This window comes from Paraburkholderia largidicola, assembly GCF_013426895.1.
GTDB classification, from domain to species: Bacteria; Pseudomonadota; Gammaproteobacteria; order Burkholderiales; family Burkholderiaceae; genus Paraburkholderia; species Paraburkholderia largidicola.
Genome location: NZ_AP023175.1, coordinates 1,791,939 through 1,818,814, shown reverse-complemented (window position 1 = coordinate 1,818,814; position 26,876 = coordinate 1,791,939). Strand labels below are relative to the sequence as shown.

The following is a 26,876-nucleotide window of genomic DNA, read 5'->3' as shown; positions in this document are numbered from 1 at the left end:
CGCCCGTCGGGCACGCCTCGCCGCTGCGGTCAGAACGGCTCCTTGAAAGGACGCAGATCGATTTCGTGCGTCCATGCAGACGGATGCTGAAGATGAATCTGCCAGTACGCTTCGGCAATGGCATCGACGTTCAGCAAGCCGTTTTCGCCGCGCTCGGCGGCAGCCTGCGGACGGGAGACATGCAAGCGCTCGCCGTCGATGCCGCCGTCGATCACCACATGCGCGACATGCAGCCCGAGCGGCCCGAACTCGCGCGCCATGCTTTGCGCGACCATCCGCAGCCCGGCTTTTGCCGCGGCGAAATGCGCGAAGCCCGGCTTGCCGCGCAAGCTCGCCGATGCACCCGTGAACAGCACCGTGCCACGGCCGAGCGGCGCGAGACGCCGCGCCGCTTCGCGCCCCACCAGAAAACCGCCGACCGGCCCGGAGCGCAAAAAGTCCTGCATCTGCGCTTCCGTCAGGTCGCAAAACGGAACGTGGCGGTTGTTGCCGACGTTATAGACGACGAGCGAAGGCACGTCGATATCATCGGGCGGCGACATTGCCCGGTCGTACAGACGCATGATGTCCGCTTCGGACGTGCCGTCCATCGCGAACGATTCGGCCGAGCCGCCGCTGCTCGCAATCCCGTTCGTCACGATGTCGAGTTTGGCCTGCGTGCGCCCCGCGACATACACGTGATACCCGTTCGCGGCGATCTTCCTGCACAGCGCCGCGCCCAGTCCGAGTTCGGCGCCGACGCCGATCACCAGTGCGCTGTTTCGCTTCATCGTGTGTCTCCGTTGTCCTCTCGCGCGTGTGGCGCGGGAATCGTCGCGTGATTATAGGCAGCGGTTGCAGGCGGTTGCCCGTGGACTGCACGGCGGGTCCGCGGAAGTGACAAAAATCATGGAACGCCACCTGATTTTTCGTCAATCTGATGCTTGCTCGATGCCGTCCGCGCCTGTTCGCGGGGCAATGAAAGGGCCAACTCGCCGAGGCCCTCACAAGCGGCACGATCGCAATACGAACCGCGGCGCTCTCTCGCCGCCTTGCTTCATACGCAATGACACGCTGTCCTTTTCGACGGTACCGACGCAAGCCGCGAGCGGACTGCGCGCCGCCGCGCACCGTATTGCCCTCGCCTTTTAGATATTGCATGAAAACCATCACGCGTCTCTACCGCTTCCGGATTGCCAGCCTACTGTTCGCCAGCGTCGCCGTCCTGATTGCACTCGCCAGTTGCGGCCTGGCAGGGCTCACCAGACTCGACGCGTACACGCGCACGCTATATCAGCGGAACATGCTTCCCATCGCGCAATTGCACGAACTCCGCACGGCCTCGCTCGGTGCGCGCCGCGAATTCCGGAAAAGCGTTCGCGAAAGCGATACGGTTGCGCGCCTTGGCGGCGACGAGTTCGTCGTCGTTCTCGAAGAGGTGGGCGGTATGCAGCAGATCGAACTCGTGGCGCGTGCCGTGCTCACGGCAGTCAACCGGCCGATCTCGCTACGCAGCGGCGTAGTGAGCGTCACGCCCAGCATCGGCATCAGCCTGTTTCCCAATGACGCAGCCAACGCGAAACAACTGCTTCTGCGGGCGGACCGTGCGATGTATGTCGCGAAGAACACGGGCAAGAACAACCTCTGCTTTTTCTCGACCCTCGAAGCGGCCAGTCATCTACAGCCGGCAATGACTGCGACGGCCTAGGGTTCAGGATTGTCGAGATCCGACTGCACGACGGTTTCGCCATGACGTTGCGCGGCTTCGCGCGCCAGGTCGCCGTCGGTGAACGGACCGATATCGGGCGCGCCGGTAAACGGAAACAGCAACCGGCCATCCGTCTTGCGCACGACCTTCAACTGGCCCATATACGAACCCTCCGTCGTGCGGCGGTAGGTGGCGTAGATCTGATAGTCCTCTGCCGACTCGGGTCTAGAGGCCACAGCATTGCGCGCTTTCGGGAAAATCATCCGTGGCCTTGTCATCATGCAACTCCCTGCTATGGATGCCGGACTCGGCGCTTTCGCCGGCATACCGGTTGAAATGACGCATTTTTCCGCGCACTGATACGCGCGAATGCGTGACGGTTTCATGCCAACGCGGCAAAAATTGCCGCTGTTGCGACGCCCGCTGTCGAAGCGGTATTCACGAGGTGCTCCTGTCCTCGACGTCCCTTTAGCTCCTGACTTCCTTTCAGCAAGCGACGTACCGCTTTTCGGCCAACCTTCATGGGCACGGCGCGCAGCACGTCTGGCCGCATAGGGAACGGGCGCGCGACGCCTCGGGAACAGTGCATGCTCGGCTACACGAGACGTGGCGATTCATTACGGGCGCCACGCCACGCATCCTGGCAACGGAAAAAGGAGAGCGACATGCCACTCAAGCGAGGCACATCGAAGGAAACCATCGGGCACAACATCAAGGTCGAGAAGAAGGCAGGCAAATCGCAAAAGCAGTCTGTCGCGATCGCGTTGAATCAGGCGCGCAAGTCAGGCGCAAAGATTCCGAAGAAGCACAGCTAGACCATCCGATGCGACGCTGCGCGGGCGGATCGATCCGTCCACGCAACGCCTGTCTGCAGTTGTCCCGCACCTGCTAGTGCGCGCGCTCCTCGTCGTACTCCGGACGCACGCCGCGCGGCAGCCACGGTTCCTTGTGCTTGCACCAGAGTTCGTACGCGGGCTCGAACAGTCCCGTGTCGTCGAAGGCGCCGATCGGCAAAGCGATTTCCTCGCGATCGACGTACATCATGAACGCCACCGATCCGCACAGCGGACAGAAATGACGCCGGCCTTTTTCCGAGCTTTGCCATTCGCGCGTGTTACCCGTCAGCGTGACGGCGCTGCGGTCGAACATCGCGTACGAGCCGAAGGCCGATCCGTGCACCTGGCGGCACGTCATGCAGTGACACATCCCGACGCGCATCGGCGGCCCGTTCGCGCGAAATCGCACGGCGCCGCATGCACACCCGCCTTCATACGATTGTTGCTGATTCATTGCTCACCTCCTCGAGACTGATCCTTGTCGGCACGCAGGGAACATACCCACGACGAAGACGCGAAATTCCGGTCGCAACGCCTATACTGCTTCGATAACGTCAGGTTCGCCGCGTGCCGGCGCGACGGCACCCGGCGAACCATTCTCCATCGAGCACCATGAGCGACGGTATCGAAAGTGCCCGCCGGGCGGGCGTACTGCGTACGGACGATCTGAAAGACCGGCCGGCGCGCGCACCCGATCATGCCGCCGAAGTCCGCACGCTCGTCACGGTTGCAAGCGCGCAAACGGGACGCCGCGACGCCTTGCTGCAAGCCATCGCCGATGCGGCACTCGGCGCGTGCCACGCAGGCAGCGCGGGCATCAGCCTGCTCGAAACGACGAGCGAAGGCGCAGCCGTGTTCCGCTGGCGCGCGGTGGCGGGCGCCTGCGCGGGCTTCGAAGGCAGAACCACGGCATGGGCCGAGTGTCCGTGCGGGATGACGCTCGAACTCGGCGCGCCGCAGCTGTTCGTCGAGCCGCACACTTACTTCAAGAGCCTGCGCGACACGGGCGCCGTCATCACGGAAGGCATCATCACGCCGATTCCGATTCGTTGCCCTGCGTCGAAACAGCTTGGCGCGATCTGGGTCGCGTCGCACGATGCACATCGTTTCGATCGCGAAGACCTGCGCCTGCTCGGCAATCTTGCCGTGCTCGCGGGCGCGGCGCTCACGCTGCTCGACGCGCAACAGGCCGCCGAAGCGGAAACCGAGGCCGCACAACAGGCGCGGCGCGCGCTCGAAGACGCAGCGCACCGGCGCGACGAATTCATCGCGATGCTCGGCCATGAACTGCGCAATCCGATGGCACCGATCGACAGTTCCATTGCCGCGCTCAAGGTGCTGTGCGCAGGCCAGGAGCAGGCCAACGATGTGCTCGCCATCGCGCAGCGGCAGATGCGCCAGTTGCGCACGCTGGTGGACGATCTGCTCGATGCGGCGCGTCTGCGGCACGGCAAGCTCGCGATCAAGTACAGCCGCACATCGCTGAACGAAATCGTGTACGACGCGATCACGGCGCTCAAGCATCACATCGACGCGCGCAAGCATCGCCTCGTCATCGAAGGGCTGGACCAGCCCGTGCAGGTACGCGCCGATCATGTGCGCCTGAGTCAGGTGGTCGGCAACCTGTTGTCGAACGCGGCGAAATACACGCCTGCGGGCGGCACGCTGCAACTGCGGGTGCAAACGGAAACGGACAGCGCAGCCGATGGGGCCGCGGTGGGCGGCATGGTGTCGATCGTCATCGAGGACAACGGCGTCGGCATGAGTCCCGAAGCGCTCGATCACGTGTTCGAACTGTTCGCGCAGTCGCCATCGAGTGCGCGCCGCTCGGAAGGCGGACTCGGCATCGGGCTCGCGGTTGCGAAGCGGCTCATCGAACTGCATGACGGCACCATTGCGCTCGACAGCCAGGGCGTCGGGCTCGGCACGCGCGTTCTGCTGCGCCTGCCGATACTCGACCGCGAGACGCGCACCGCGCACGATGCGACGGCGGCGCCGGCCGCTACGAGCGCCGAGCCGAGCCGTATCCTGCTCGTCGACGACAACGCCGACGCGCTCGACGCGCTGCACCTGCTGCTCGAACTGGAAGGTCACGATGTGATCGTCGCGCGCAGCGGCCGCGATGCGTTGAAGGTCGCGGCGCAGACGTTACCCGAAGTGGGCATCATCGATATCGGCATGCCGGAGATGGACGGCTTCGAAGTAGCACGCGCCATCCGCTCGAACAAGGCGCTGGCGCACATGTTCCTGATCGCGCTGACGGGCTACTCGTCGGAGTCCGACAAGTCGCGCGCGCTCGCGGCAGGTTTCGACTATCACCTGACCAAGCCTGTTTCAATGGAACGGCTCGCCGACGTGCTGTCGCATCGCGACGGCCGGAACATCAGCGGTCTTGTCTGACGTTAAGCTCGCATGCAGCAAAGGTGAGCCGAAGCGTGCGCGCCGACGTCACTTTCACGAGGTCCCGCAAACTCTCACCATTGATCGCTCCGCACTCTTCGCAGCATCTTTGACGATGCCCGCAAAGCCTTATCCATCAATGGCTTGCACTTCGTGATGGTGCGCACTTCGACGGCTTTTCGCTCACTCCCGTAAGTTCTCACCTTTAGGTCACGCGGCTCGCTCAACGCTGTCTTCTGTTCGCAGACCCAGGTAACGAACCGTGCTTCCACTTGCTTGTCCACGGCCATGCATTTCTGTTTGGTCATCGTGCTAAATCGTTGATTTACCAGGGTTCTGCATTCGCACATCATGTATTCCGTCAACTGCGTTCATCTTCTGCCGGAGCACACCATGTCCATGCAAGCCCTCGTTCTCAGCCAATACAAAGGTCCCCTCGTCCCGACGACGATGCCCATTCCCGAGCCGGCACGTGGCGAAGTGCTCGTGCGAATCAGCGCAAGCGGCCTCAATCCGCTCGATACGAAGATTCGCGCGGGCAGCGCCGCGCATGCGCGTCATCCGTTGCCGCTCGTGCTCGGCATCGATCTCGCGGGCGTGGTCATCGCGCTCGGCGCGGACGTGACACGCTTCAAGGTCGGCGACGAGGTCTATGGGATGACGGGCGGCGTCGGCGGCATTCAGGGTTCGCTTGCGCAATACGCAGCCGTCGATGCGCAACTGCTCGCACACAAGCCGTCCAATCTGTCGATGCGCGAAGCCGCCGCGTTGCCGCTCGCGTTCATCACGTCGTATGCGGGTATCGTCGATCGCGCACATTTGCAGGCGGGTCAAACCGTGCTCGTGCAAGGCGGAGCGGGCGGCGTCGGCCACGTGTCGGTGCAGTTGGCGCGCGCGCTCGGCGCGCAAGTCTTCGCGACGGCGAGTGCGCGCGATCAGGATCTCGTCGCGCGATTCGGTGCGACGCCGATCGACTACGCGGCGCGCACGGTCGAACAATATGTTGGTGAGCTGACAGCGGGTGCAGGCTTCGATCTCGTCGTCGATACGGTCGGCGGGGCGACGCTCGATGCGTCGTTCGCGGCCGTCAAGCATTTCGGGCATGTCGTGAGCGCGCTTGGCTGGGGCACGCATGCGCTCGCGCCGCTGTCGTTCCGCGAGGCCACGTATTCAGGTGTGTTCACGCTGCATCCGTTGCTCACCCGTCAGCATCGCGCGCATCACGGCGAGATGCTGGCCGAAGCCACGCGCCTTGCCGAACAAGGCAAGCTCGCGCCGCATCTCGATCCGCGCCGCTTCGATCTCGGATCGGCGGAGCGCGCCTACGACGCGATCACGGAGCGCACCGCGCGCGGCAAGATCGTCGTTGAAATCGAATGAGGGTGTCGGTTGTCGGGCCCGTTCATACGTTAGCGAGCCGCTCGATCACGACGTCGAGCAATGCGCGCAGACGCCCGAGGCGTTTCAGATCGCGATGGTAGCCAAGCCATACGTCACGGCCCGGCGGCGCTTCGCCCAGATCGATGCGCCGCAGGCCCGGCGTGTTGTCACCGAGCGGACACGGCAGCACCGCAAAGCCGCCGCCTTCGGCGCACATGCGCGCCTGTACGCCACGGTTGTTGCTGGCGTACGCGATGTGCGCGTTCGGCAACATCTGCCGGACCCACGCGACATCGGGCAACTCGCCGAACGCGGTATCCATGGTGATGAGCGACTGGCCCGCGCCATCACCGCGCACGGGCGCGACGAGATCGATGCGTCCATAGAGCGCGTAATCCATGTGCATCAGCTTGCGCTGGATGACGTCGGGTTCGTCGAACGGCGTGATGCGGAACACCAGATCGGCTTCGCGGCGCGCGAGGTTGTAGCGACGCGAATCGGTGATCAGCTCGATCGACATCTGTGGATGACGTGCGAGAAACCCCGCGAACACGGGCGTTAGCACATGAATGCCGTACCAGTCCGATGACGACACCCGCAGTCCGCCCGTTAGTTGCTGCTCGTTGCCCGCAAGCGAACGCATAAACGCGTGCGCTTCTTCTTCCATGCGCTCGGCGTAGGTCAGCACGGCATGACCTTCGTCGGTGAGTACGAAGCCTTCCGCCGTGCGCTGAAAGAGCGTGTGGCCGACGGCTTCTTCGAGTGCGCGCAGACGCCGGCCCATGGTCGGCTGGGTCTGCCCAAGCTGGCGCGCAGCCGCGCCCAGCGTGCCGCAGCGGGCGACGGCAAGGAAGATCCTCACGTCGCTCCAGTCCAGTTTCGAATCGTTCATAGACGCCTTTCAGCCGCATGTGATGGGTCGCGTTGCCTGCGATTATGAACGGCGCAGGCGGGCTTGCGGTGATCGTCGTGCTCGCTGGATTGGCACGGTTGCGCCGTCAAGGTGAGAGCTTTCGGGAGCGGGTTGTGTTGCTGCCTGGCATCCCGCAAAGCCTCACCTTTGATGCGCGAGTCTTCGTTGCGGGGCTACCTGTTTGAATGCCGGACACGCTTTTCGAGCCTTTATGGCGGTGTTTTGGCGCTTCAGGTGATGCGACGATCCGTTCTCTGTTCACCGAACGCGTGACTCCCGAAAAGCCTCACCCATTACGACGAGTGAAGCGCTCTCAGAACTTCACCTTCACCTGAAACCCGATCGTGAACGGCAGGTTATCGGAAGGAATAGGCGGAATCAGAATGAAGTTCGCACCGACGCGCTTGTACTCGACCATCACGATCGGCGCAGCCACAGGTCCAATCGTGTGATCGTGGCCGAGTCCCCAATTGCCGTAGTTGTAGCCGGAGATGATGCCGCCCATCACGGCAAGGCGGATGAAGCCCCAGTGCACGAACTCGGGCGCCCACACACCGCCGCCGTACCACGATGGACGACGCAACGAATTGCGGAAGCCGCCCGCCGTCAGCGCCCATTGCCCGTTGAGCCAGCACTCGACGCCAAGGCCAGGATTGAACTGCTCGAAGTCGGTGCCCGGGTCCGGGTCGATGTGATAGGAGCCGAGCATGGCATCGACCCATACGCCGCCGCTGCACCAGTCGGCCGCCTGCACGCCCGATGCGCCCATCAAACCAACGCCTGCCACCGCTGCCGCTACGCACGCTCGACGAATCTTGTTCTTGATCTTTCCAAACGGCATGTGCTCTCCGCAACCGGTCGCGTGCCGGCGTCTGAATGTCGCGATTAGGTCGAATTCCTCTCCAGTCGCGCACTCTACCCCACAAATCTTGCAGTGAGATGGAGTGTGCGCTCGGAACGACAACACGCGTGCAAACGTCGACGATAGCGAACAAACGGTTACGGTCCGGTGAACGCGCCGCGCGCGCGTTCACCGTCGATATGACTATCGATTACAGACCGAGCTCCGACAGCCCCGGATGATCGTCCGGACGGCGGCCCAGCGGCCAGCGATACAGCCGCTCTTCTTCGCGGATCGGCTTGTCGTTGATGCTCGCGTGGCGAAACGCCATTAGTCCGTTCTCGTCGAATTCCCAGTTCTCGTTGCCGTACGAACGGAACCAGTTGCCGGAATCGTCGTGCCACTCGTAGGCAAAACGCACCGCGATGCGATTGTCAGTGAAGGCCCACAGTTCCTTGATCAGCCGGTAGTCGAGTTCCCTCGCCCACTTGCGCTGCAAGAACGCGACGATCTCGGGACGCCCCGTGGGGAAATCCGCACGGTTGCGCCATTTGCTATCCGGCGTGTAAGCCAGCGACACGCGCTCGGGCTCGCGCGTGTTCCATGCATCTTCAGCGGCGCGCACTTTCTGGATGGCCGTCTCGCGCGTGAACGGCGGGACGGGAGGACGTCTTTCGATATCGGCCATGATGGTTCCTCGTTGAACTGCGTCAGGTGGACGCTCGCCCAGTGGACGAGCGGGTACTTGCACTGTTGGAATCGAGCAGATGCCCGGCTGCGGCGCGTGCGTCGAGCGCGGCATCGGCGTCGCCGCTCACGAGCGCGACGCCGATCGCGCCGTCGATCAGGATCAGCCACTGCCGAGACAGCCGCGCCGCGCGCCGACTGTCGCCGCCCGTCGATGCGACGTACTCGTCGCATTGCGTGCGCACGAATTCGAGCAGGCGCTCCTTGTGTTCGCGCGCGACGACGCGAATCGGATCGTCAGGTGAAGCGATCTCGCCCGCGGCGTTGAGAAACGCGCAGCCGTGAAAGTCTTCCGATACGAACCATTCGCGCAAGACGTCGAACATGGCGAGCATGCGCGCGCGCGGATGCTTGCCACGGCGTAATGTTCCTTCGATGAACCATCTCATCCAGCGTTCGTCGCGCCGCGCGAGCGCGGCCGCCACCAACGCATCTTTCGATTCGAAATGCGTGTAGAAGCTTTTGCGCGCCGTGCCCGATTGCCGGACGATCGCATCCACGCCCGTTGCGTGAATGCCGCCCGCGTAAATCAACGCTTCTGCGGCGTCGAGCAGCCGCTCGCGCGCGCTGCCAGTCGTGTCGTCGAGAGTAGCCATGCGCGAAGGGTAGAACGATCATTCTCCTTCGTCAAGTATGGGATCGCTTCGCATTTGCTGTCACTTCGGCGCTTCAGGCATTATCGTGTTCGAGAATCGTTTTAAAAGGATGAGTGTCATGAGCATCATTTTTCGCCGCGCCGTGGCCGCGATTGCGATTACGGCGGCGCTAGGCGCATGTACGCCGTTGCAGGTCGTCACGCACACGGTCACGCAAACGGAAGCGCGCGTGCCCGTCGGCCAGTACAAGCTCGATCCGCATCACACGAGCGTCACGTTCAACGTCGATCACTTCAAGTACACGCGCTTCACGATGCGCTTCGATCGCGTGGCGGGAGAGATCGACTGGAAGGAAGGTGGGCTGGACAAGAGCCAGGTCGCGGTGACGATCGACGCGGCGAGCATCGATACGAATGTCCCGCAACTGGACAAGATGGTGAAGGGGACGGATATGCTCGATGCGGAGCGCAATCCGCAGATCCGCTTCGTCAGCACGCGTTTCGAGCGCACGGGCGACGCGCGCGGCAAGCTGACCGGCGATCTGACGATACGCGGCGTGACACAGCCCGTGACGCTCGATGTGACGTTCAATGGCTACGGCGTCGATCCGCTGACGAAAGCCGATACGCTCGGCTTTTCAGCGGACGGCCAGTTCAGCCGCTCGAAGTTTGGTCTGACGACGTGGTACCCCGCCGTGGGTGACGATATTCACGTCATCATTCAGGCAGAGGCTGAGCGGCCGCGCGCTGCGAGTTGATTCTGTTTGTACGCGCGCGGCGAGACGCGGTCAGACGGTCCAGTCGAGAATGACCTTGCCGCTTTCACCTGACAACATGGTCGCGAACGCCCGTTCGTAATCGTCGACGGCGAAGCGGTGCGTGAGAATCGGCGAGAGATCCAGTCCGCTTTGCAGCATCGCAACCATCTTGTACCAGGTCTCGAACATCTCGCGGCCATAAATGCCCTTGATTTCGAGGCCCTTGAAGATGACCTGCGTCCAGTCGATCGCCGTTTGCGCGGGCGGAATGCCGAGCAACGCGATCTTGCCGCCGTGGTTCATCGCTTCGAGCATCGACGTGAACGCGCTCGGCACGCCCGACATTTCGAGGCCCACGTCGAAGCCTTCCGTCATGTGCAGATCGCTCATCACGTCGCGCAGCGATTCGCGCGACACATTCACCGCGCGCGTCGCGCCCATCTTGCGCGCGAGTTCCAGACGGTAATCGTTGACGTCGGTAATCACGACGTTGCGCGCGCCCACGTGCTTCGCGATCGCCACGGCCATGATGCCGATCGGCCCCGCGCCCGTGATCAGCACGTCTTCGCCGACGAGATTGAACGACAGCGCCGTGTGCGTCGCGTTGCCGAACGGATCGAAAATCGCGGCGAGATCGTCGGAGATTTCAGGCGGAATCTTGAACGCGTTGAACGCGGGAATCACGAGGTATTCGGCAAACGCGCCTTCGCGATTCACACCGACGCCGACGGTATTGCGGCACAAATGCCGGCGTCCCGCACGACAGTTGCGACAGAAGCCGCACGTGATATGCCCTTCGCCCGACACGCGGTCGCCGATCGAAAAGCCGCGTACTTCCTGACCCATTTCGACGATTTCGCCAACATACTCGTGACCGACATGCATCGGCACAGGAATGGTTTTCTGCGCCCAGTCGTCCCACTTCCAGATATGAATGTCGGTGCCGCAAATGGCCGTGCGCGTGATGCGGATCATCACGTCGTTATGTCCGACTTCGGGTTTCTTCACTCGGGTCAACGTGAGGCCCGGTGCGCGTTCGAGTTTTGCCAGTGCTTTCATTGCTTGTGATGCCCCGTTTCAGATCACGCCAAGCGAACGGCCGACGCGTGCGAATGCATCGACGGCCCGATCGATCTGTTCCGCCGTGTGCGCGGCGCTCATCTGCGTGCGAATGCGCGCGCGGCCTTTCGGCACGACGGGATACGAAAAGCCGATCACGTACACGCCTTCCTTGAGCAGCGCGTCGGCCATGTTCGATGCAAGTTGCGCATCACCGAGCATCACGGGAATGATGGGGTGTTCGCCCGGCACGAGCGTGAAGCCGTGCGCGCTCATCGCCTGACGGAAACGCGCGCCGTTTGCGCGTACGCGTTCGCGCAACTGCTTGCCTTCTTCGCTGGCGAGCAGCTCAAGCACCTTCAGCGATGCGGCGGCGATACTCGGCGTGAGCGTGTTCGAGAACAGATAGGGACGCGAGCGTTGCCGCAACAGATCGACGATCTCCTGGCGCGCCGCGATATAGCCGCCCGACGCGCCGCCGAGCGCCTTGCCCAGCGTTCCCGTGATGATGTCGACGCGCTCGAGCACGCCACAATGCTCAGGCGTACCGCGTCCGTGTTCGCCGATGAAACCGACCGCGTGCGAATCGTCGACCATCACGAGCGCGCCATAGCGGTCCGCGAGATCGCAAATGCCCGCGAGATCGGCAATGATGCCGTCCATCGAAAACACGCCGTCCGTTGCAATCAGCTTGAAGCGTGCGCCCGCTGCGTCGGCTTCGCGCAGCTTCGCTTCGAGATCAGCGAGGTCGTTGTTCTTGTAGCGGTAACGCTTTGCTTTCGACAGCCGCACGCCGTCGATGATGCTCGCGTGATTCAGTTCATCGCTGATGATGGCGTCGTTATCGTCGAGCAGTGTTTCGAACAGGCCGCCGTTTGCATCGAAGCAGCTCGAGTAGAGGATGCAGTCGTCCGTCTTCAGGAATGCGGACAGCGCGCGTTCGAGTTCCTTGTGCACGGTCTGCGTGCCGCAGATGAAACGCACCGACGCCATGCCGAAGCCGTCCTGGTCGAGTCCGTCTTTCGCGGCGGCGATCAGACGCGCGTCATTGGCGAGGCCAAGATAGTTGTTCGCGCAGAAGTTCAGCACGTCGGCGCCGCTCTCGAGACGAATATCCGACGATTGCTGGCTCGCGATCACGCGCTCGGTCTTGTGGAAACCATCGGCGCGAATCTGGTCGAGCGTGCTGCGCAGATGCGCGAGGAAGGGGTCACGCATGAAACGGCTCCTTGAATGGCCGGCTTTGCAGCGCACCATGCGGCGCGGCGGCCTGTTATAGTCGGCTTCAGTTTTATCGGAAATATTCGTTTTTTCGAACTAAAGTTCGATATGTCGAACAACTTTAATCGATAGGTCAGGAAATGGCAAGTTCGGGAACGCGCAGGAGTTCGTCGTCTACAGCGGCCACGGCAGCGCAGTCGGTGGCGGCGCCGCCGCGCGTGGGTGAGCAGATTCAACGATTGCGCACTGAACGCAAAATGACGCTTGACGACCTGTCGCGCGCGGCGGGGGTGTCGAAATCGATGCTGTCGGAAATCGAACGCGACAAGGCGAATCCGACGATTGCCGTCGCATGGCGGCTAACGAATGCGTTGGGCGTCAGTCTCGATTCGCTATTCGCACCGCAAAAGGCGCCCGAGCCGATTGCCGTGTCCGGTCCGCATGAAATTCCGACGCTGAGCGGGCACGACGCGCGATATCAGTTGCGAGTATGGGGGCCGATCGATCTGGCGGGGAAATTCGAATGGTACGAACTGACGCTGCAGCCGGGTGGTGCGTTGGTGTCGAGCGCGCACGAGCCTGGAACGCGCGAACATCTGACCGTCCTGCACGGCGCTATCGATATCGAAGCGGCGGGCACGACGAAGCGCCTGAAGGTGGCAGACACCGCACGCTACGTCGCCGACGAGCCGCATGCGATCCGCAACGCGGGGAAAGGCGAGGCCAAAGCTTTGCTTGTCGTCATTCACGGCTAGCCCGAATCGCAAATCTTTGGCGTGTGATTGGCTTGCGGCCAATACTGTATGTTTGTACAGTATACGCAGTCCGATGGAGCCGAAGAATGAACGAACTGAACAAGGAACAGGATCTGGCTGCGCTGCGCTTCAAGTCCGCGGCGCGTGACCTCGAACACATCGTCCGGCACATTGCGGCGCGATACATCGTGCAGGAGGTGCCGCTCACTTGGCGGCTTCTGCATGCGATCGAAGCGGAGGCGCTCGCGGATCTGGGGTTTGCCAGCCGGCATGACGCCGTGATGCTCGGGTTGTTCCAACGGCCCGCCGACTTTCAATTCCCCGAGACCGATGATCCCGTCGACTTTGGCCGCTCGAATGCATTGCCGGCCGTGTTTGCGTTTGCAGTTTCGGCTTATGACGCCGCGGAGAAGTCGAAGGCTTCAGCGACAAGGAGCCGGACTCCTAGCGATGATCGCGGCGTTGGGCGAGCATGGGGTGGATGACTGTTGACGAGGCGCTCTGATCCTGCGGGGGGCAGGAGTTTATGCGCGTAAAGTCTGCGTGGCCTGCCGAACCGGGACGCCAGAAGGTTCCAACAAAAGAATCCCGCCCGTTGACCGACTACAATCGATTCCATGCAACTAACGGAAAAACAGACTATGGTCTCCGTCGATCCCGTTGGCCCCACTGATCTATCCGCCGCTGGCGCGGATCTCTTCGATAGCGAACGTCAAGACTGGCTGGTCGATCCGCGCACTGCATTCGATGCGTGGCTCGCCAGCCAAAACTTTCGCCATTCGTCGGCGGAAGTCTATCGGGCGCAGTGGGGACTCTTTCTCGAATGGCTAAAGGCGCGTCACAAGAATCTCGTCACGGTCGATATGGGTTCGATTGCCGAGTTCGTCGGCGGACTGTCGATACGAAAGCCGCAGCGCGCCCGGTATCTCCGGTTGATCGAGCGCGTACTCGACCACGTACGCGAGATCGAGCTTGCATCGACCAATCCCGCGCGATTCATCGCTCAGGATGGCGAAGCAGAATGGCGCAACGCGCGCGACAACGAGCCGACAGGATTTCTGACCATCGCAGAGCGTTCAGCCTTGATCGCGTATCTTTCTTCGCCCGTGACGAATCTGACGTCGGCTCAACGCTGGCGTGAGCGTCGCGATCGCGCGTTGATTGCTGTTTTTCTTGGCGGCGGCATCAAGACCGGCGAAGCCCGGACGATGTCGGTTGATTGCGTGACAGCGGGTTCGCCTTGGGTGGTGATCGAAGCGTCGAATCCATTGTTCACGCGGAGAACACGGCTCGCGCCGTTTGCCGTTTCCGTCCTCGACGCCTGGCTCGACGAACGTAAGCAGGCGGAACTGTCCGGCGAACTGGTTTTCCCCGCTTCGCCGTCCGGACGTCCGATGCATAAGGCCACGATGCTTCGCGCGGTCGATGCGCTCGTCGAAGCTGCCGGAATCAGTCGATCGCGTGAAGCACGTGCCAGTCCGCACACTTTGCGTAACTCGTTCGCGGCCGATCTGTTCGAAAGCGGAGTGGAACCGGAGGTCGTCGGGCAATGGCTTGGATTCGCGCAGGCGGTTTCGGCGAATCGGTTGCATCGCGCGTGGAAAACGTGGAATGAGCAGGAAAAATTCGACGCTGAAACGCGCCTCGAGGAAACCTCGACGTCTTCTGAAGATCCCGACCAGACACGGGAGCGCGGCTGAACGGCTCCCGTAAACCTTCACCTTCGAAGCCCCGAAAACGCTCACCTCGAGCGATTTTCGGAGAACCAAACCCGTTTCGCGATCAGGTCGCCGTCGACGTTTGCGTCGCAGACATGAAGCGTGTCACCGCGGCCAACCGCGAATTGCCTGTTCCCGACGAGTGCTCGCATTCGGGACAAAGCAGCTCGTAGCGGTGATCAACCTGCGAAAGCTCCGGCTCACCTTCGGTGCATTTTGGACAGCGTGCCGGCACCGCGACGTGCCCATCGACGGCTGTTCCGATCGATTCCAATTCCTGCACGCTCAGCCTGCCGGCACTTGCCAGCTGACAAAGCAATTCCGCGACGGCAGGGTCGATGCCTTGCTGGGCCCGCAGCGCGGTCATCTGGCGCGTCAGCAGATCGAGTTCGTCCGATTGTTCGCGCAATTGCGCGTCAAGTCTGTCTCCGCGTGCCTTGGAAGCCGCTAGTTGCTGGATGAAATCGAATTCCTTCCGGCTCGCGTCGCGCACCCCGGTCTGGTACGTCGCAGCCATTGCACGCAAGGAGTCCAGTTCTACGAGCATCGGCTTGACGCGACGCTCAGCCTCCGCCACGGCATCCTTGATCTGTTGCGCATAGTGCTCGGCGTTTTGGCGCATTTCGGCATGCAACCCGTCTAGCCGATCGCGCAGCCCCGCGTTTGTCGACTGCTCGGTGTCGAGACGCTTGTGCAACGATTCGTTCTCGGCTTCCAGTCGACGCACGGACGCCTTCAATCCTTCCTGATGTGCCGATCCGCTGGTGTTCATCGCGGCAAGCTGAGTCTCAAGAACACGGACGCGTTCCCAGGCAGTGTCAGCACGTGCCTCGCTGCGCTGTATCGCTTCTTCGGAGACTTCTTTTCGGATCTTGCCTTCGTGAGAATCGCGCTCGGCCGCGGCACGCAATGCTTGAAGTTCCTGGCGCTCGTCATCGAGCGATGCCTTTGCGTGTGACAGCGCGTCTTCGAAGAGCGCACCTAATAGTTCGCCTGCTTTTTCCTCTAACGCTTTGGGGATGACCCCAGCGCCGACACGCACGCGTGAGGCGGAGCGAATGCGTTCCCAGAAACTGTCGATGTCTTTCGGGATATCGCTGGCACTGCCTGTTTGCGTCAAGTCACGTACGGCCGCCATGGACGGTCGAATACCGAGATCGAAAAAGAGGCGCTTGCAGGCGTGAAGCGATAGTTCCTGACGACGCGCACCGTTGGCACGCAGCGTATCGAGTTCTTTTCGGATGGCTTGGCGTTCTTCGTCCAGATTCATGATTGTCTCTGTGCAGCGTGATTTCGACGAATCATAACAATTTACGTAGTGTTTGATACGTTTTTAGATTTGGGTGAGACTTTCTTGCCACAGATGGGTTAAAGGCGTGAAATTCAGTACGTATGCGTGAATGGCAGAGGCCGTTCCGTGAAACAAATCGAAGAATACCTGCTAAGCCGTTGTTAACAAATATATTTACGTGTCCTCCAGATGTTTTGGCACTGTTTCACGCACATGGTGAGAGCCTTCTGCGCGGTTGGTTGCTGGTTTTTTCGGAAGCTCACGGGTATCTCGTTGAGAGTAATAAAAGTAAACACCTTTGAACCTTAGTTAAAAACGTTAACGCCTGGCGAAAGCCTTACTGGACAAGGCGTAGCGTCCGGTCAGGTGAAGCTTTACGGGATGGATGGTGAGCTTCGGCAGGATAGCGCAGTGATGGGGTTCGGGGACACGGGTGAGCCGACCCGGGAGAGATCGTGAGTGGCTTCGGGAACACCCGGATGGAGACCGCTGACGATAGGTGAAGGTTTTCGGGAGCCATGGGGCGCTTGTGCCCTGTATACGCGGGCTGCTTCGATTTTGGACTGGCGGGAGCTCCGTGAGGGGATTCAGGAGAGGGAATCGTGTGGGATTTGAGCCGATTTTACGAGCTCGAAGCGTGCTTGGTGAGCGATCTCGGGAGAAAACAGGACTCGAAGGTGAGACTTTTCGGGGCCGGGAGGGTGTTTTAGCTCATTTTGTTGCATGCGATGCACAAAGGTGAGGTTTTACGGGAGCTGAAAGCGCTCGTGATATCCAGAGAAAGTGAGGAAAAGGGCAATTCGGTATACCTGACTCTCATAGGTGAGCGGATTCAGGATTCGTCAAACGCACGCATATCTTGCGCCAGATTTGTCGTGCGAAGTGGAAAGGTGAGACGTTACGGGAAGCATTTGACGTCATTTGGCGTGTAAAGGTGAGGGAATGCGGGACCATTTCTGCAAAAACCACCGTGGAAGGCAGCACCGGTGCGGCCCGATGTAAACCTTCGATCACCCTGAAATCTTGCTTAGGTGAGGTTTTGCGGGAGAAGATTTCGTCCAGTTTTTAGGCATCGTTGCAGATCGAGATTAGCTAGAGGTGAGGTTTTTCAGGAGGCAATGGTCTCGTCGGCCGACCCGCTGGATAAATGAGCAAGAGCTAAGTACTTAAATTGATTGATTTTTTGTCGATTGTTGTCAAAAGGTGAGCATATTCGGGAGCACACGGTCTGGTGCCGACTGGTCCGTTCTTTGTGTGGAATCGCTGCTTAAGGTGAGAGCATTCGGGACCATTTTTTCGCGTCCGATTTATCCATATCGCGTGAAGTGCCGTCAGACCTCGGCTCGCGCGATGCCAAAGGTGAGAATATTCGGGGGCAATGTTTGCGTCGCGTTCTGATGACCCTCGTCAGGGCTGCCGTGCTACGCGCGGATTTAACATTCCACCTTCTCGATACGCTTCACGCGTGGTGAATCGCTCCGCCCTTAGGGATGGAAGCTCGCAGATCCGACTTCGCATCGAACCGTGCGTCTCCTTTGCTTGCGACCGTAATTGGAGTTGGGACGTCGAGGGAAAGCACGTGCTACGAGCGTGCCCAGGCGTTTGCCCGCGTTACGTCCGGTGAAACTGGCGGGCCGCGCAACCTGCGCCATTTATTTACGACGCCCGCAATGGTGAGAATCTTCGGGAAGCCATTCGCGGGCTTCCGAATCGGCCAGTTCGACGCCGTTTACGCCTGGTCCGCGACCACCAACGTCGCCGGAAGATGCCTGTCGCAGCGAACGGTGAGCGTTTTCAGGACTCGCTCCTGGTGAGTCGGGCAGGGTAAACTGATTTCACCCAACGTAGGTGAGAGAGGTGCTATAGACGCGCATCACCACAGCCGGTATGCTTTCGCAAAATCTCTTCCTGACTCGACGCATGGCCACGAAGCGCGCGAAAAAAACCGATGTGGTGAGCCCAAGCTCCGCCGAATTGCGCAAAGCCGTCGAGGCGATCGCCATTCAGCCCAAGAGCGGCAAGATCACGCTGCTCACACGTAAGCTGTTCAACGTCTTGCTCACGGTTGCCCAGCAAGCGGACGAATCGGGCGATACCTACCGGGCGTTGTTATCGGACATCGTCGCAAACTCGGCGTTCGATTCAAACGACACCGCTCTCGTCAAGGAACATTTGCGTCGCATGGTCTCCGTGCAGGTCGAATGGAGCCAGGGAACGTCGAGCCAGAAACCCGGCCGCAAATGGGGCATCTCTACGCTTATCGCCGACGCCGAAATTCTCGAAGATCCGACGACGCGTCGGGTCTGGGTCGAATTCTCGTTCGCGCCGAAGATTAAAAAGAAGCTGCTCGATCCCGTGCAATACGCGCGGTTGAGTTTGCAATTCCAAAGCCAGTTGCGCAGCAGCGCGGGTCTCGCGCTATATGAAATCTGCGTGCGTTACCTGACCAATCCGAGCCATCTGACGATGCGCGAGGCGTGGGAGTGGTGGCGCCCCATCCTGTCGGGTACGCCCGACACCGAAGCCGGCGATGAAGCCAAGCGCGAGTACAAGTATTTCAAGCGCGATTACCTGCGTCCGGCGATCGCGGAAGTGAATGCCGTCACGAACATCTTCGTCGAACTGATCGAACATCGCGAAGGCCGCCGGGTCGCCGAAATCCAGTTTCGGGTGACCGAACGCAAGCAGCCGATGCTCGCCCTCGATGAGCATCCGAACGTGTTCGACAGCACGCTCGTCGACCGGATGGTGAAGATCGGCATTCCGCTCAAAGAGGCGCAGACGCTGTACGCCGATAGCGAGGAAAACCGCATACGTGCGGCGCTGCAAATGACCGAGCAGCGCATGCGCAGCACGACCCTGCCGCCCGTGCGCAGCGCGCCGGCGCTGTTCAAGGATGCACTGAAGAAGGGTTATGCGCCGCCCGTCGATGCATTGCCTTCAGCGGCGGCTGTAAAAGGTTCGGCGGGCGCGCCTGCCGACGATCCGAAGGCAAGGCTGCTGGACGAGTACATGGCCTATCGGCGTAAGGAAGCGCAGGCGCTGTACCAGGAGCAGGGCGAAGCGGAGCGCGAGCTGGCTCGCCGTTCGTTTGAAGATGATGAATTGCCGGGTCTCGGCGCCCACATGCGCGACGATTGGCGTCGACGGGGCCTGGAGTCGAAGCTGACGGAAACCGCATTCTTTGACTGGCTCGCGCGCAAGACCTGGGGCGAGCCGACGGATGGCGATCTGCTTTCGTTCACGTTGAGCCAATCGCGAGCCGCTTGAATCTGTGAAGCGCGCCATCGTCGGCGCGCTATTCCTCGTGTAACTTATTTCTGATCCGACAGCATTTGCTCGATCTGTCGGAGAATTTCATCGCGCTTCTCACGCGTCAATCCCCGCAGTTTCAGCTCGAGCCTGTCTTCACCGTAAGACTTCAGGTCGCCAACCGATACTCCAGCTAGCTTGATATCGAGTCGCTGCGCGTAACGCTGGCGTCCTGCCGGCTTCGCGCTTTCCTGCGCCGTCGCCCTGCCCTTCACGATGTCGGCGACCTGGCGCGTGCTCAGATCGTCGGAGAGGATCTTGTTGATCAGACGCAGCGTGGAATCCGTGCCGCGCGCCGAGTGATACCGGCCGACCTGATACGCCATATTCGAGCCGAAGCGATCCGGTCGCGCGACCATCTCCTGCATCACGGTCTCAGGCAGTTTTGCAATCGAGAGCGCCACCGCGATCGTCGATTCATCGAGTCCAAGGTGTTCAGCGAGTTCCTTCTGACTCTGGAAGTGCTTCTCGTCCAGAAAGCGTCGCCATACGATCGCGTTGTCGAATACCGTCTGTGAATCGCGCTGGACGTTGAGGTCGTAGCCGAGTTTGTAGCTCTGAATACCGATCGGGAGATCGATGACGATCGCCTTCACCGTCTCCTTGTTCGCTTCTTTCAATGCCCGGACACGCCGGCCGCCGTCGCTGACGAAATAGCTGCCCGGATTGTCGTAGTCGGGGATGACGTGGATGGCCTGCTGCTGTCCTTGCTTTGCGAGATTGACCGCGAGTTCGGCAATCGACGACTTCAGATAGAAATATCGCGGATTGAACGGACTCGGTTTGATCGCTTTCAGCGGAAGCTCAACGATCTGTCCGGCGCGATAGCTGTGCTCAGCTCGCCACGCGCGGTATTCAGAGGATTCGTTCGCGGAATCGGCCAGCTCCGCTTCGCTCGGTGAAGTGGGCGCTGCAACGGGACTCTTGAATGCGGCGATGTTCGTGTTCTTCGGTGCGTTTTGCACCAGCCCGTCGATCGCGTTCAGCCGATCGAGCGCCGTGCGCTTTTCGCTGCTGGTCGTATCGGGACGTGCCTGGAAGCCTTTGGCGAATTGGGACGGTTTCATTCAAGTACCTTTATGCGCATAAATTCAGGGAAGCAGGGCGGCGATCTCGTCAGCACAGGCGCGAACTTCGAGAGCGGCCAGCTTCGCGCCCCGATCGCTCATCTGCAAGACGGTTTGACCAAGCGCCATCGCCTGTTTATAGGCCTCGCGCGTGGGGATCTGGGTGCGCAGAAGCGGGAAGCCGAGTTCTTCCAACGCACGCTTCAACTCACGCGTCAGCATTCGCTTCTCTTCGGTCTTGTTGAGGAGAAAGACGGCACGTAGGTCTTCGTTCATGACCTGTGCCTGCTGGACCAGCTTGACGAGACCCACGCTCGACCAGTAATCCGCTGGCGACGAGGACGTCGGCATCACGGCGACCGTCGCGGCGAGAAGGACGACACCAGAGACCTTCTCCGTGATCGACGGCGGGCAGTCGACGACGATCAGGTCGTAGTCTGCGACGAACTTCTTGATCTCGCGATGGATCTGCGAGCCCGCCTCGGAGAGATTGACGACGGGGAATGGAATGCCGGACTCACTATCCGAGGATGCGCTTGCCCAGTGAATGAGAGTGTTTTGGCCATCGGCGTCAACGACGAGGACGCGCTTGCCTCTTTCATGGAAGGCAGCGCCGAGGTGCATCGCAATCGTGCTCTTGCCGACCCCGCCTTTCTGTTGTGTCACTGCGATGATTTCTGCTGCCAATGTTCACCTCCTCTTTTTGGACGCCGCTGAATTTTACCTTGGCGTTTTTCTAATTCAAACATTTTTGGTTACATGCAACAGTTATAAGCCGTTTGACGTGGCTTTATGCGCATAAAGCTGGTGGGCCGAATGGCTAAGGCGGATGCGTGGAAGGAGGCGGCGCCGTTTTCGCGGGCAATCGGGCATTGAGGGTTGAGCCGAATTAAAGGGAGCAGCGCGTCGCGTGACGGTTCGAGCAGGCGAGCGGAAACGCGCCCTGTCGTAGACCATTGAGCGATGGCGAATTGCGTTGCCTTCGTGTTGGGATTCATTGCCGGTTTATGCGCATAAACTCGGTTGAGCGCAACACCCCGCCGACCGGTTATGACGTACCGCTACAGCCGGCGAAGTTATGCGCATAAACCCGATCAGGCAAGGAGACGTGTGGTGCGGGAAGCACCGTCAGTTCGGACCGTGCCGCCCATCGTTACTGCCTCAACGCCGCAGGCAGATACTGACCACACACAGCCAATGGCGATGAAGCCCCGAGCAGCTTGAACAAACAGATAGCCCCGGCAAGCTACGCAGCGCCGCCGCGGACCCGCCCCGAAACACGAGCCGGACTGCTCACCCGCCAGTTGAGCGACGCCTGCAACGCCAGACTCACGCAGCAGCTAAAATTCTCAACCTCTCCCGCTCACGTCCTGCATAACGCCATGATCACCGTCTACCACAACCCGCGCTGCTCGAAATCCCGTGGCGCATGCGAACTCATTAACGACGTCTACAACCCGTCGAACGAACCTGTCGAGGTGGTCGAGTATCTTCGTACGCCACTGTCCGTGGCGCAGTTGAAGGAACTGAATCGAATGCTGGGGTGCCCCGTTCGCGAGATGGTTCGAGACTCAGAAGCCATCTACAAGGAACTGGGTCTGGCTGACGCCTCGTTGACGGACGATCAGTTATACGAAGCGATCGCTGCGAATCCGATCCTGCTTCAGCGTCCGATCGTCGTTCGCAACGGACGCGCCGTGGTCGGTCGGCCGCCCGAGAACGTCAAGGCGCTGTTTCCCGATCTGGCGAAGTAAGACAGAGCGCGCGAAAAGGGGAGTCCATATCGCGCGCAGAGTTTAGACGGGCACTTACGCTTTGACTCCGAGGACCGCTTCCTTCGTCACGATCTTCGTCGGGATGATGCGAAGCTCGGTGAACGCATCGGCAATCCTCTGCTGCTCGGCGAGCACGCCAGCATCGATCGGCTTGTAGACGTGCGCATAGTGTCGCAGGCTCGCGTCGATCACGCTGGCGTCGAGTCCCTGAATCGGGGCGAGTTGTGCGGCCGCCTCCGCGTAGTGCTCACGAACCCAGACGCCTTCCTTGCCAACCTCGGCGACCACGGCATCGATCAGTTCGGCATTTTGCTGAGCAAACGGACGCGCGCTGAGAAAGAACTGGTGATGGCTGACGATGCCCGCTCCGTCGGTCAACAGTCTCGCATTCGACTGGCGCTTTGCTGCTTCGAGAAACGGATCCCAGACAGCCCACGCATCGATTGCGCCGCGCTCGAAAGCGGCACGCGCGTCAGCGGGTGGCAGAAATACAGTTTGAATATCGGTGTACTTCACCCCCGCCTTCTGAAGCGCGGCGACCAGGAACCAGTGCACGTCGGAGCCCTTGTTCAACGCCACCCGCTTTCCCTTCAGATCCGCAACGGACTGAATCGGCGCATCGCGATGGACGAGAATGCCTTCGGCTTGCGGCGTCGGGATCTCGTACGCGGTGTACACGAAGTTGGCGCCAGCAGCCTGCGCGATGACAGGCGGTGCTTCGCCGACGTAGCCGAAATCGATCGAACCCACATTGAGTCCTTCCAGCAACTGCGGACCCGCTGGAAATTCCGTCCACTTCACACCGACACCCAGCGGCGCGAAGCGTTTTTCAAGCGTCCCATGTGCCTTCAGCAACACAAGCGTGCTTGCGGCCTTTTGATAACCGATACGGATTTCTTTTGCGCGCGTCTGCGCAAATGAGGGCAAGGCGCTCGACGCGAGGAGTGCGCCCGCTCCCGCCAGGAAAGCGCGGCGTGTGAATGTTGAATGTTGAGACATGGACAGATTCGATGTAGCGAATACGGTCGCAACAGGGACCGATTGCGCTCAACGATAAGCCGCTGACGAATCTCCGCGAACCGATAAATTCGCATAAGCAAATCACATTGGGTTTATCGCGTAGCGCAGTTCATCGGCGTGGCAGGAATTGATGCCGCGCTGACACTTTTGCCGACTCCAGCTTCCATACACTTCAACCAATCGTTCCCCCCAACGGGGCGAAAGGAACCCCACATCTCGTCGATTCTGGAGATCCGACATGCTCGAACTAAGACCGTCGTGCGAGGGTTGTGGCAAGGCACTGCCACCCGACTCGAAAGACGCAATGATCTGCAGTTACGAATGTACGTTTTGCGAGATCTGCGCGCTCACCGCGCTTCGCAACGTGTGTCCGAACTGCGGCGGAAATTTCCAGCATCGGCCGATTCGTCCCTTAGCCATGCTAGCGAAACATCCTGCCTCGTCTGAGCGGCATCCTGTCAGCGTGGATGAAGTTGCACACAGTGCATACCTGGCGCGCTATCGCGATGTCCCGCCGTCAGAGCGCTAGCCGACTGGCAACGGCATCGCAAGACACAATTGATTGTTGCCAATCTTGAAAGACCAGAAATAAACCGAAGCCGGCGTCAGACGAACCTGCACGCCGTCTACATCACTACTCGGCCGCCTCAGCGTTCCATCGATTATTACCGCCGCGGAAAAAACTCTTGGCAATCCGGCTATTCCTGGACAGGCGCTGCGTGGATATTCTCCGCCACAACGATCGCGAGGCGATCGCATCAACGCTGAGAATCCCAGGAGTCACCATGAAACGCCTTCTTTCCGTCCTCGTTGCATCCGTTGCGCTTCTGGCCGCTGCGACGGGTGTTGCCCATGCCGACAGCAACCAGAAGTGCGAAGGTCCTGCCTCGTACTGCAATGTGTTCTTCGGCAACTAAGTCTGCAATCGCAGTCATATAAAGAAAGGGCGCTTCAAAGCGCCCTTTCTCATCTGTAGCCAGCGATCAGACCTTTCCACCTCCATCCATTCCACTGCCCGTCCGCCAGACCTGCTTTCCGCGCTCGGAAAGTTCACCGCAGCTGTGTGTTTCATCCGCCTGTGTGCCCTCGACGGCCATTTCGCCGCCCGGCTGTTCCAGCGCGCGCGGTTTATGCTCCTTTCGCGCGGCGACGGCTTCATCATGGGACTTGCCAGAGTGATGCAAAGTCATGATTTCCCTCCTGGTTGATCTGCAAACGTCAGAGCCACTGCGAGCACGCCGCCCAGCACGTGCCAAACCTCAAAGCAAGGCCTTAACGGCAAGCGAGACTGCACGCCGTTTGTTGCATATCGCGACAGACCGACGACGCGCTTGATTGATAAGGCAAAGATTCGACCTATCCACAGGGTTATCCAGAAAATCTGTGGATAACTTTTGCGTGCCTCGGCTTATCCACCGACGGTAACAAAAGCGCCATACGAAGGACGCGCAGACCGCGTGTCAGGACGCCCGCTCGACCGTTATGATTGGCAGGCCGTATCCCCTTTTTGCGCGTTTCGCGCCAACCGAGGAAGGAACACATGGCCTATCACATTGCTGTGGTCGTCGGCAGCCTGCGCCGCGACTCGACCAATCGCCAGCTGGCGAAGGCGTTCGTCTCGCTTGCGCCTTCAGACTTTTCTTTCGAGTTTCTCGACATCGGTTCTCTCCCGCTCTACAGCCAGGACTACGACGAAGACTTCCCAGAAGTCGCGCGTAACTTCAAGCAGCAGATCCATGCTGCGAACGGGCTGCTGTTCGTCACGCCCGAATACAACCGCTCGATGCCCGGCGTACTGAAGAACGCGCTCGACTGGGGTTCACGCCCTTGGGGCCATAGCGTCTGGGGTGGCAAGCCGGGCGCGGTGCTCGGCACATCGCCGGGTGCGACGGGAACGGCGCTCGCGCAACAGCATCTGCGCAACGTGCTGGCGTATCTCGATGTGCACACGCTCGGCCAACCCGAGATGTTCATCAAGCATACGGCTGGCCAGATCGACGAGAACGGCAACATCGCGAGCGACGACACGCGCAAGTTCCTGCAGAAGTTCGTCGATCGGTATGTCGAGTGGGTGAAGCGGCACGCGGCCTGAACGCGCCCTCATCTCGATGCATACAGCGGCGCCCGATCGAGGGCGCCGCACTATTTCTGGACCTTTGTCAGTAGAGGCGCGAAGCCTAGCGATGGTGATGAGGATGTCCCGTCACGCGATCCCATCCATGCTGCACGGCGGACTTGAAACGCTCCCAGCTACCGACAGCCTTCTCGCGCTCCCAATCGTCCCGCACTTCCGGCTCGACCTCGTCCCACGACTTGTCCTGATAGCGGATTTCGCGGGCCATCGTCGCGCCGTAGTGATAGGCGGGAACGTACTCGTCGTAGCGCAGACCTTCGTGCGCGTACTCCTCGTCATAGTGGGTGCGGAAATCCTCTTCGTATTCGAGGAATTCATCCGGCACCTGTTGCGGCATCGCTCGCACGGGCGCAGCAGTGTCGGGCGTCATCACGGCGCCTGAACCGGCGATGCCCGCCGACGCGATTGCCGCGGCCGCGGGCGTATCGGCCGCAGGCGCAACCGGACGGCTGGCGGACGTAGGCACGCCATAATCGGGAACCGGCTCGACGGGACGCGCCGTCAAGGGTTCCGGCGGCGGCACGTCCGGGCGCATCACCGCTCCGGCGCCCGGCACACTCGCGGCGGCGAGCGCTTGCGCAGACGGTTCGTCAACGGGCGGCACGCCGTGCAGCGCGTCCATGCGCGCACGGTTGCGGGCTTCTTCCTCAGCGAGCAGCGCGTCGCTCGAGGGCTGCGCTGCTGCCGGCGTTGCTGCCGGTTTGCCAATACCCAACTCGTCGAGCACCGAGTGCTCGCGTCTCACTTCAGTTGCGGGCGTCCCGGCTGCGGGCGTCCCGGCTGCGTGCATCCCGGCCGCAGTCATTCCGGCATCTGGCGCCCGTTCGCTCACTTCCATCGCGCCAAGCTTGCTCAACGAATTGCGCGCCAGTTCCGCATGTGACTCGCTCGCAGCGTTCACGGCCACGAGCACTGCGCCGCGGCGCACCGCATCCGTATAGCGCTCGGCTTCAGGCGCGGTCGGGCCGGAGGTCGAGAACAGGCTCGACAGGAATCGTTCGATGTTGGCGATCACGCCGGGAGACTCCTCAGCGGCTGCGTCGGCGGGCGTTTCGGGGTTCGCCTGCAAGTCGATGTCGGTGGACGCGAAGCCGGTCTGCACGAGCATGTTGCGCGCGCTTTCGGCCTGCGCGTAGGTGGCGAAAAGACCAATCACGGTGTGTCGCATAGCTGTCTCCGTCGGCTTTATGGGCGGATGCGGCGATGCACCACCGCATCCTCTGTGACGGTACAGCCGCAACGTTCATGCCGGAGTTCGCCAGGGCGGATCGGCACCGACTGTCGGCGGAGACGGGCGACGGCAACAGTGGGCAGCCGTCGCCTAGTGCAAGCGCGCCTGCCGCATGGCGCGTTTTTTACAAACAGCT

At 60.9% G+C, this 26,876-nt stretch carries 28 protein-coding genes; 13 read left to right on the top strand and 15 right to left on the bottom strand.

All coding sequences use genetic code 11. The features are described from left to right. Window positions 1-29 precede the first annotated feature (29 nt). On the bottom strand, window positions 30-770 hold the full coding sequence (locus PPGU16_RS24845; protein WP_180723055.1) for an SDR family NAD(P)-dependent oxidoreductase: 741 nt from the start codon (window positions 768-770) through the stop codon (window positions 30-32). Window positions 771-1,138: 368 nt separating this feature from the next. Between PPGU16_RS24845 and PPGU16_RS42715 the strand changes: the two genes are divergently transcribed. After that, window positions 1,139-1,687 carry a diguanylate cyclase domain-containing protein gene (locus tag PPGU16_RS42715; RefSeq protein ID WP_243460610.1) on the top strand — a complete coding sequence of 183 codons (549 nt, stop codon included), beginning with the start codon at window positions 1,139-1,141 and terminating at the stop codon, window positions 1,685-1,687. On the opposite strand, the gene PPGU16_RS24835 is transcribed toward PPGU16_RS42715, so the two are convergent. Then, window positions 1,684-1,968: a DUF6723 family protein gene (locus PPGU16_RS24835; RefSeq protein WP_405033030.1), complete on the bottom strand. Its 285-nt coding sequence runs from the start codon at window positions 1,966-1,968 to the stop codon at window positions 1,684-1,686. The two genes, PPGU16_RS42715 and PPGU16_RS24835, sit on opposite strands and share 4 nt — an antisense overlap. 384 nt (window positions 1,969-2,352) lie before the next feature. On the opposite strand from PPGU16_RS24835, the gene PPGU16_RS24830 reads away from it, so the two are divergent. Further along, window positions 2,353-2,502 (top strand): DUF6496 domain-containing protein, encoded by a 150-nt coding sequence (locus PPGU16_RS24830; RefSeq protein ID WP_165576559.1) that lies wholly within the window; start codon window positions 2,353-2,355, stop codon window positions 2,500-2,502. A gap of 73 nt (window positions 2,503-2,575) precedes the next feature. Here PPGU16_RS24830 and PPGU16_RS24825 read toward each other — a convergent pair whose 3' ends face one another. Next, window positions 2,576-2,977: a GFA family protein gene (locus PPGU16_RS24825; protein ID WP_180723054.1), complete on the bottom strand. Its 402-nt coding sequence runs from the start codon at window positions 2,975-2,977 to the stop codon at window positions 2,576-2,578. A 158-nt stretch (window positions 2,978-3,135) separates the two neighbouring features. Here PPGU16_RS24825 and PPGU16_RS24820 point away from each other — a divergent pair, with 158 nt between their 5' ends. Further along, window positions 3,136-4,923: a hybrid sensor histidine kinase/response regulator gene (locus tag PPGU16_RS24820; RefSeq protein ID WP_180723053.1), complete on the top strand. Its 1,788-nt coding sequence runs from the start codon at window positions 3,136-3,138 to the stop codon at window positions 4,921-4,923. A gap of 393 nt (window positions 4,924-5,316) precedes the next feature. Further along, entirely contained in the window at window positions 5,317-6,303 is a 987-nt protein-coding gene (locus PPGU16_RS24815; RefSeq protein WP_180723052.1) for a zinc-dependent alcohol dehydrogenase family protein, read from the top strand. A 22-nt stretch (window positions 6,304-6,325) separates the two neighbouring features. Here PPGU16_RS24815 and PPGU16_RS24810 read toward each other — a convergent pair whose 3' ends face one another. The 4 genes from PPGU16_RS24810 to PPGU16_RS24795 form a co-directional block, all read right to left on the bottom strand. Continuing rightward, window positions 6,326-7,195 carry a LysR family transcriptional regulator gene (locus tag PPGU16_RS24810; protein ID WP_180723051.1) on the bottom strand — a complete coding sequence of 290 codons (870 nt, stop codon included), beginning with the start codon at window positions 7,193-7,195 and terminating at the stop codon, window positions 6,326-6,328. Between the two features lie 334 nt (window positions 7,196-7,529). Next, on the bottom strand, window positions 7,530-8,057 hold the full coding sequence (locus tag PPGU16_RS24805) for a hypothetical protein (RefSeq protein WP_180723050.1): 528 nt from the start codon (window positions 8,055-8,057) through the stop codon (window positions 7,530-7,532). Between the two features lie 211 nt (window positions 8,058-8,268). After that, window positions 8,269-8,745, bottom strand: a complete 477-nt coding sequence (locus PPGU16_RS24800) for a nuclear transport factor 2 family protein (RefSeq protein ID WP_180723049.1) — start codon at window positions 8,743-8,745, stop codon at window positions 8,269-8,271. A 22-nt stretch (window positions 8,746-8,767) separates the two neighbouring features. Continuing rightward, complete coding sequence (locus tag PPGU16_RS24795; protein WP_180723048.1) at window positions 8,768-9,400, bottom strand: TetR/AcrR family transcriptional regulator; 633 nt, start codon at window positions 9,398-9,400, stop codon at window positions 8,768-8,770. 118 nt (window positions 9,401-9,518) lie between these two features. Between PPGU16_RS24795 and PPGU16_RS24790 the strand changes: the two genes are divergently transcribed. Beyond that, complete coding sequence (locus PPGU16_RS24790) at window positions 9,519-10,157, top strand: YceI family protein (RefSeq protein ID WP_091780846.1); 639 nt, start codon at window positions 9,519-9,521, stop codon at window positions 10,155-10,157. A 30-nt stretch (window positions 10,158-10,187) separates the two neighbouring features. On the opposite strand, the gene tdh is transcribed toward PPGU16_RS24790, so the two are convergent. Further along, entirely contained in the window at window positions 10,188-11,216 is a 1,029-nt protein-coding gene (gene tdh, locus PPGU16_RS24785) for an L-threonine 3-dehydrogenase (protein ID WP_180723047.1), read from the bottom strand. 18 nt (window positions 11,217-11,234) lie between these two features. Next, entirely contained in the window at window positions 11,235-12,434 is a 1,200-nt protein-coding gene (locus PPGU16_RS24780; RefSeq protein ID WP_180723046.1) for a glycine C-acetyltransferase, read from the bottom strand. Window positions 12,435-12,577: 143 nt separating this feature from the next. On the opposite strand from PPGU16_RS24780, the gene PPGU16_RS24775 reads away from it, so the two are divergent. The 3 genes from PPGU16_RS24775 to PPGU16_RS24765 all read left to right on the top strand — a co-directional run bounded on the left by PPGU16_RS24775 (window position 12,578) and on the right by PPGU16_RS24765 (window position 14,892). Continuing rightward, the gene (locus PPGU16_RS24775; protein ID WP_180723045.1) at window positions 12,578-13,192 is read left to right on the top strand and encodes a helix-turn-helix domain-containing protein; all 615 of its coding nucleotides are present in this window, start codon (window positions 12,578-12,580) and stop codon (window positions 13,190-13,192) included. Window positions 13,193-13,278: 86 nt separating this feature from the next. Next, complete coding sequence (locus PPGU16_RS24770; protein WP_180723044.1) at window positions 13,279-13,677, top strand: DUF2471 family protein; 399 nt, start codon at window positions 13,279-13,281, stop codon at window positions 13,675-13,677. A gap of 156 nt (window positions 13,678-13,833) precedes the next feature. Continuing rightward, window positions 13,834-14,892 carry a tyrosine-type recombinase/integrase gene (locus PPGU16_RS24765; protein ID WP_180723043.1) on the top strand — a complete coding sequence of 353 codons (1,059 nt, stop codon included), beginning with the start codon at window positions 13,834-13,836 and terminating at the stop codon, window positions 14,890-14,892. A gap of 82 nt (window positions 14,893-14,974) precedes the next feature. On the opposite strand, the gene PPGU16_RS24760 is transcribed toward PPGU16_RS24765, so the two are convergent. Beyond that, window positions 14,975-16,180: a DNA-binding protein gene (locus PPGU16_RS24760; protein ID WP_180723042.1), complete on the bottom strand. Its 1,206-nt coding sequence runs from the start codon at window positions 16,178-16,180 to the stop codon at window positions 14,975-14,977. A 1,941-nt stretch (window positions 16,181-18,121) separates the two neighbouring features. On the opposite strand from PPGU16_RS24760, the gene PPGU16_RS24755 reads away from it, so the two are divergent. After that, window positions 18,122-19,471 (top strand): replication initiation protein, encoded by a 1,350-nt coding sequence (locus tag PPGU16_RS24755; protein ID WP_180723041.1) that lies wholly within the window; start codon window positions 18,122-18,124, stop codon window positions 19,469-19,471. 44 nt (window positions 19,472-19,515) lie between these two features. Here the strand turns inward: PPGU16_RS24755 and PPGU16_RS24750 are convergent, their stop codons facing one another. Beyond that, window positions 19,516-20,580: a ParB/RepB/Spo0J family partition protein gene (locus PPGU16_RS24750; protein WP_180723040.1), complete on the bottom strand. Its 1,065-nt coding sequence runs from the start codon at window positions 20,578-20,580 to the stop codon at window positions 19,516-19,518. A gap of 24 nt (window positions 20,581-20,604) precedes the next feature. Further along, on the bottom strand, window positions 20,605-21,267 hold the full coding sequence (gene parA, locus PPGU16_RS24745) for a ParA family partition ATPase (RefSeq protein WP_180723039.1): 663 nt from the start codon (window positions 21,265-21,267) through the stop codon (window positions 20,605-20,607). A gap of 695 nt (window positions 21,268-21,962) precedes the next feature. Here parA and arsC point away from each other — a divergent pair. Further along, window positions 21,963-22,334, top strand: a complete 372-nt coding sequence (gene arsC / locus PPGU16_RS24740) for an arsenate reductase (glutaredoxin) (protein ID WP_180725201.1) — start codon at window positions 21,963-21,965, stop codon at window positions 22,332-22,334. Window positions 22,335-22,388: 54 nt separating this feature from the next. On the opposite strand, the gene PPGU16_RS24735 is transcribed toward arsC, so the two are convergent. Next, entirely contained in the window at window positions 22,389-23,354 is a 966-nt protein-coding gene (locus tag PPGU16_RS24735; protein ID WP_180723038.1) for a sulfonate ABC transporter substrate-binding protein, read from the bottom strand. A gap of 259 nt (window positions 23,355-23,613) precedes the next feature. Between PPGU16_RS24735 and PPGU16_RS24730 the strand changes: the two genes are divergently transcribed. Then, a complete protein-coding gene (locus tag PPGU16_RS24730) occupies window positions 23,614-23,904 on the top strand; it encodes a DUF1272 domain-containing protein (RefSeq protein ID WP_180723037.1) in 291 nt (96 codons plus the stop codon). Between the two features lie 256 nt (window positions 23,905-24,160). Beyond that, window positions 24,161-24,292, top strand: a complete 132-nt coding sequence (locus tag PPGU16_RS43105; RefSeq protein WP_274599982.1) for a hypothetical protein — start codon at window positions 24,161-24,163, stop codon at window positions 24,290-24,292. Window positions 24,293-24,358: 66 nt separating this feature from the next. On the opposite strand, the gene PPGU16_RS24725 is transcribed toward PPGU16_RS43105, so the two are convergent. Continuing rightward, a complete protein-coding gene (locus tag PPGU16_RS24725) occupies window positions 24,359-24,565 on the bottom strand; it encodes a hypothetical protein (RefSeq protein WP_180723036.1) in 207 nt (68 codons plus the stop codon). Window positions 24,566-24,915: 350 nt separating this feature from the next. Here PPGU16_RS24725 and PPGU16_RS24720 point away from each other — a divergent pair, with 350 nt between their 5' ends. After that, on the top strand, window positions 24,916-25,467 hold the full coding sequence (locus PPGU16_RS24720) for an NADPH-dependent FMN reductase (RefSeq protein WP_180723035.1): 552 nt from the start codon (window positions 24,916-24,918) through the stop codon (window positions 25,465-25,467). Window positions 25,468-25,552: 85 nt separating this feature from the next. Here the strand turns inward: PPGU16_RS24720 and PPGU16_RS24715 are convergent, their stop codons facing one another. Next, window positions 25,553-26,677, bottom strand: a complete 1,125-nt coding sequence (locus tag PPGU16_RS24715) for a hypothetical protein (RefSeq protein ID WP_180723034.1) — start codon at window positions 26,675-26,677, stop codon at window positions 25,553-25,555. Window positions 26,678-26,876: the final 199 nt, after the last annotated feature.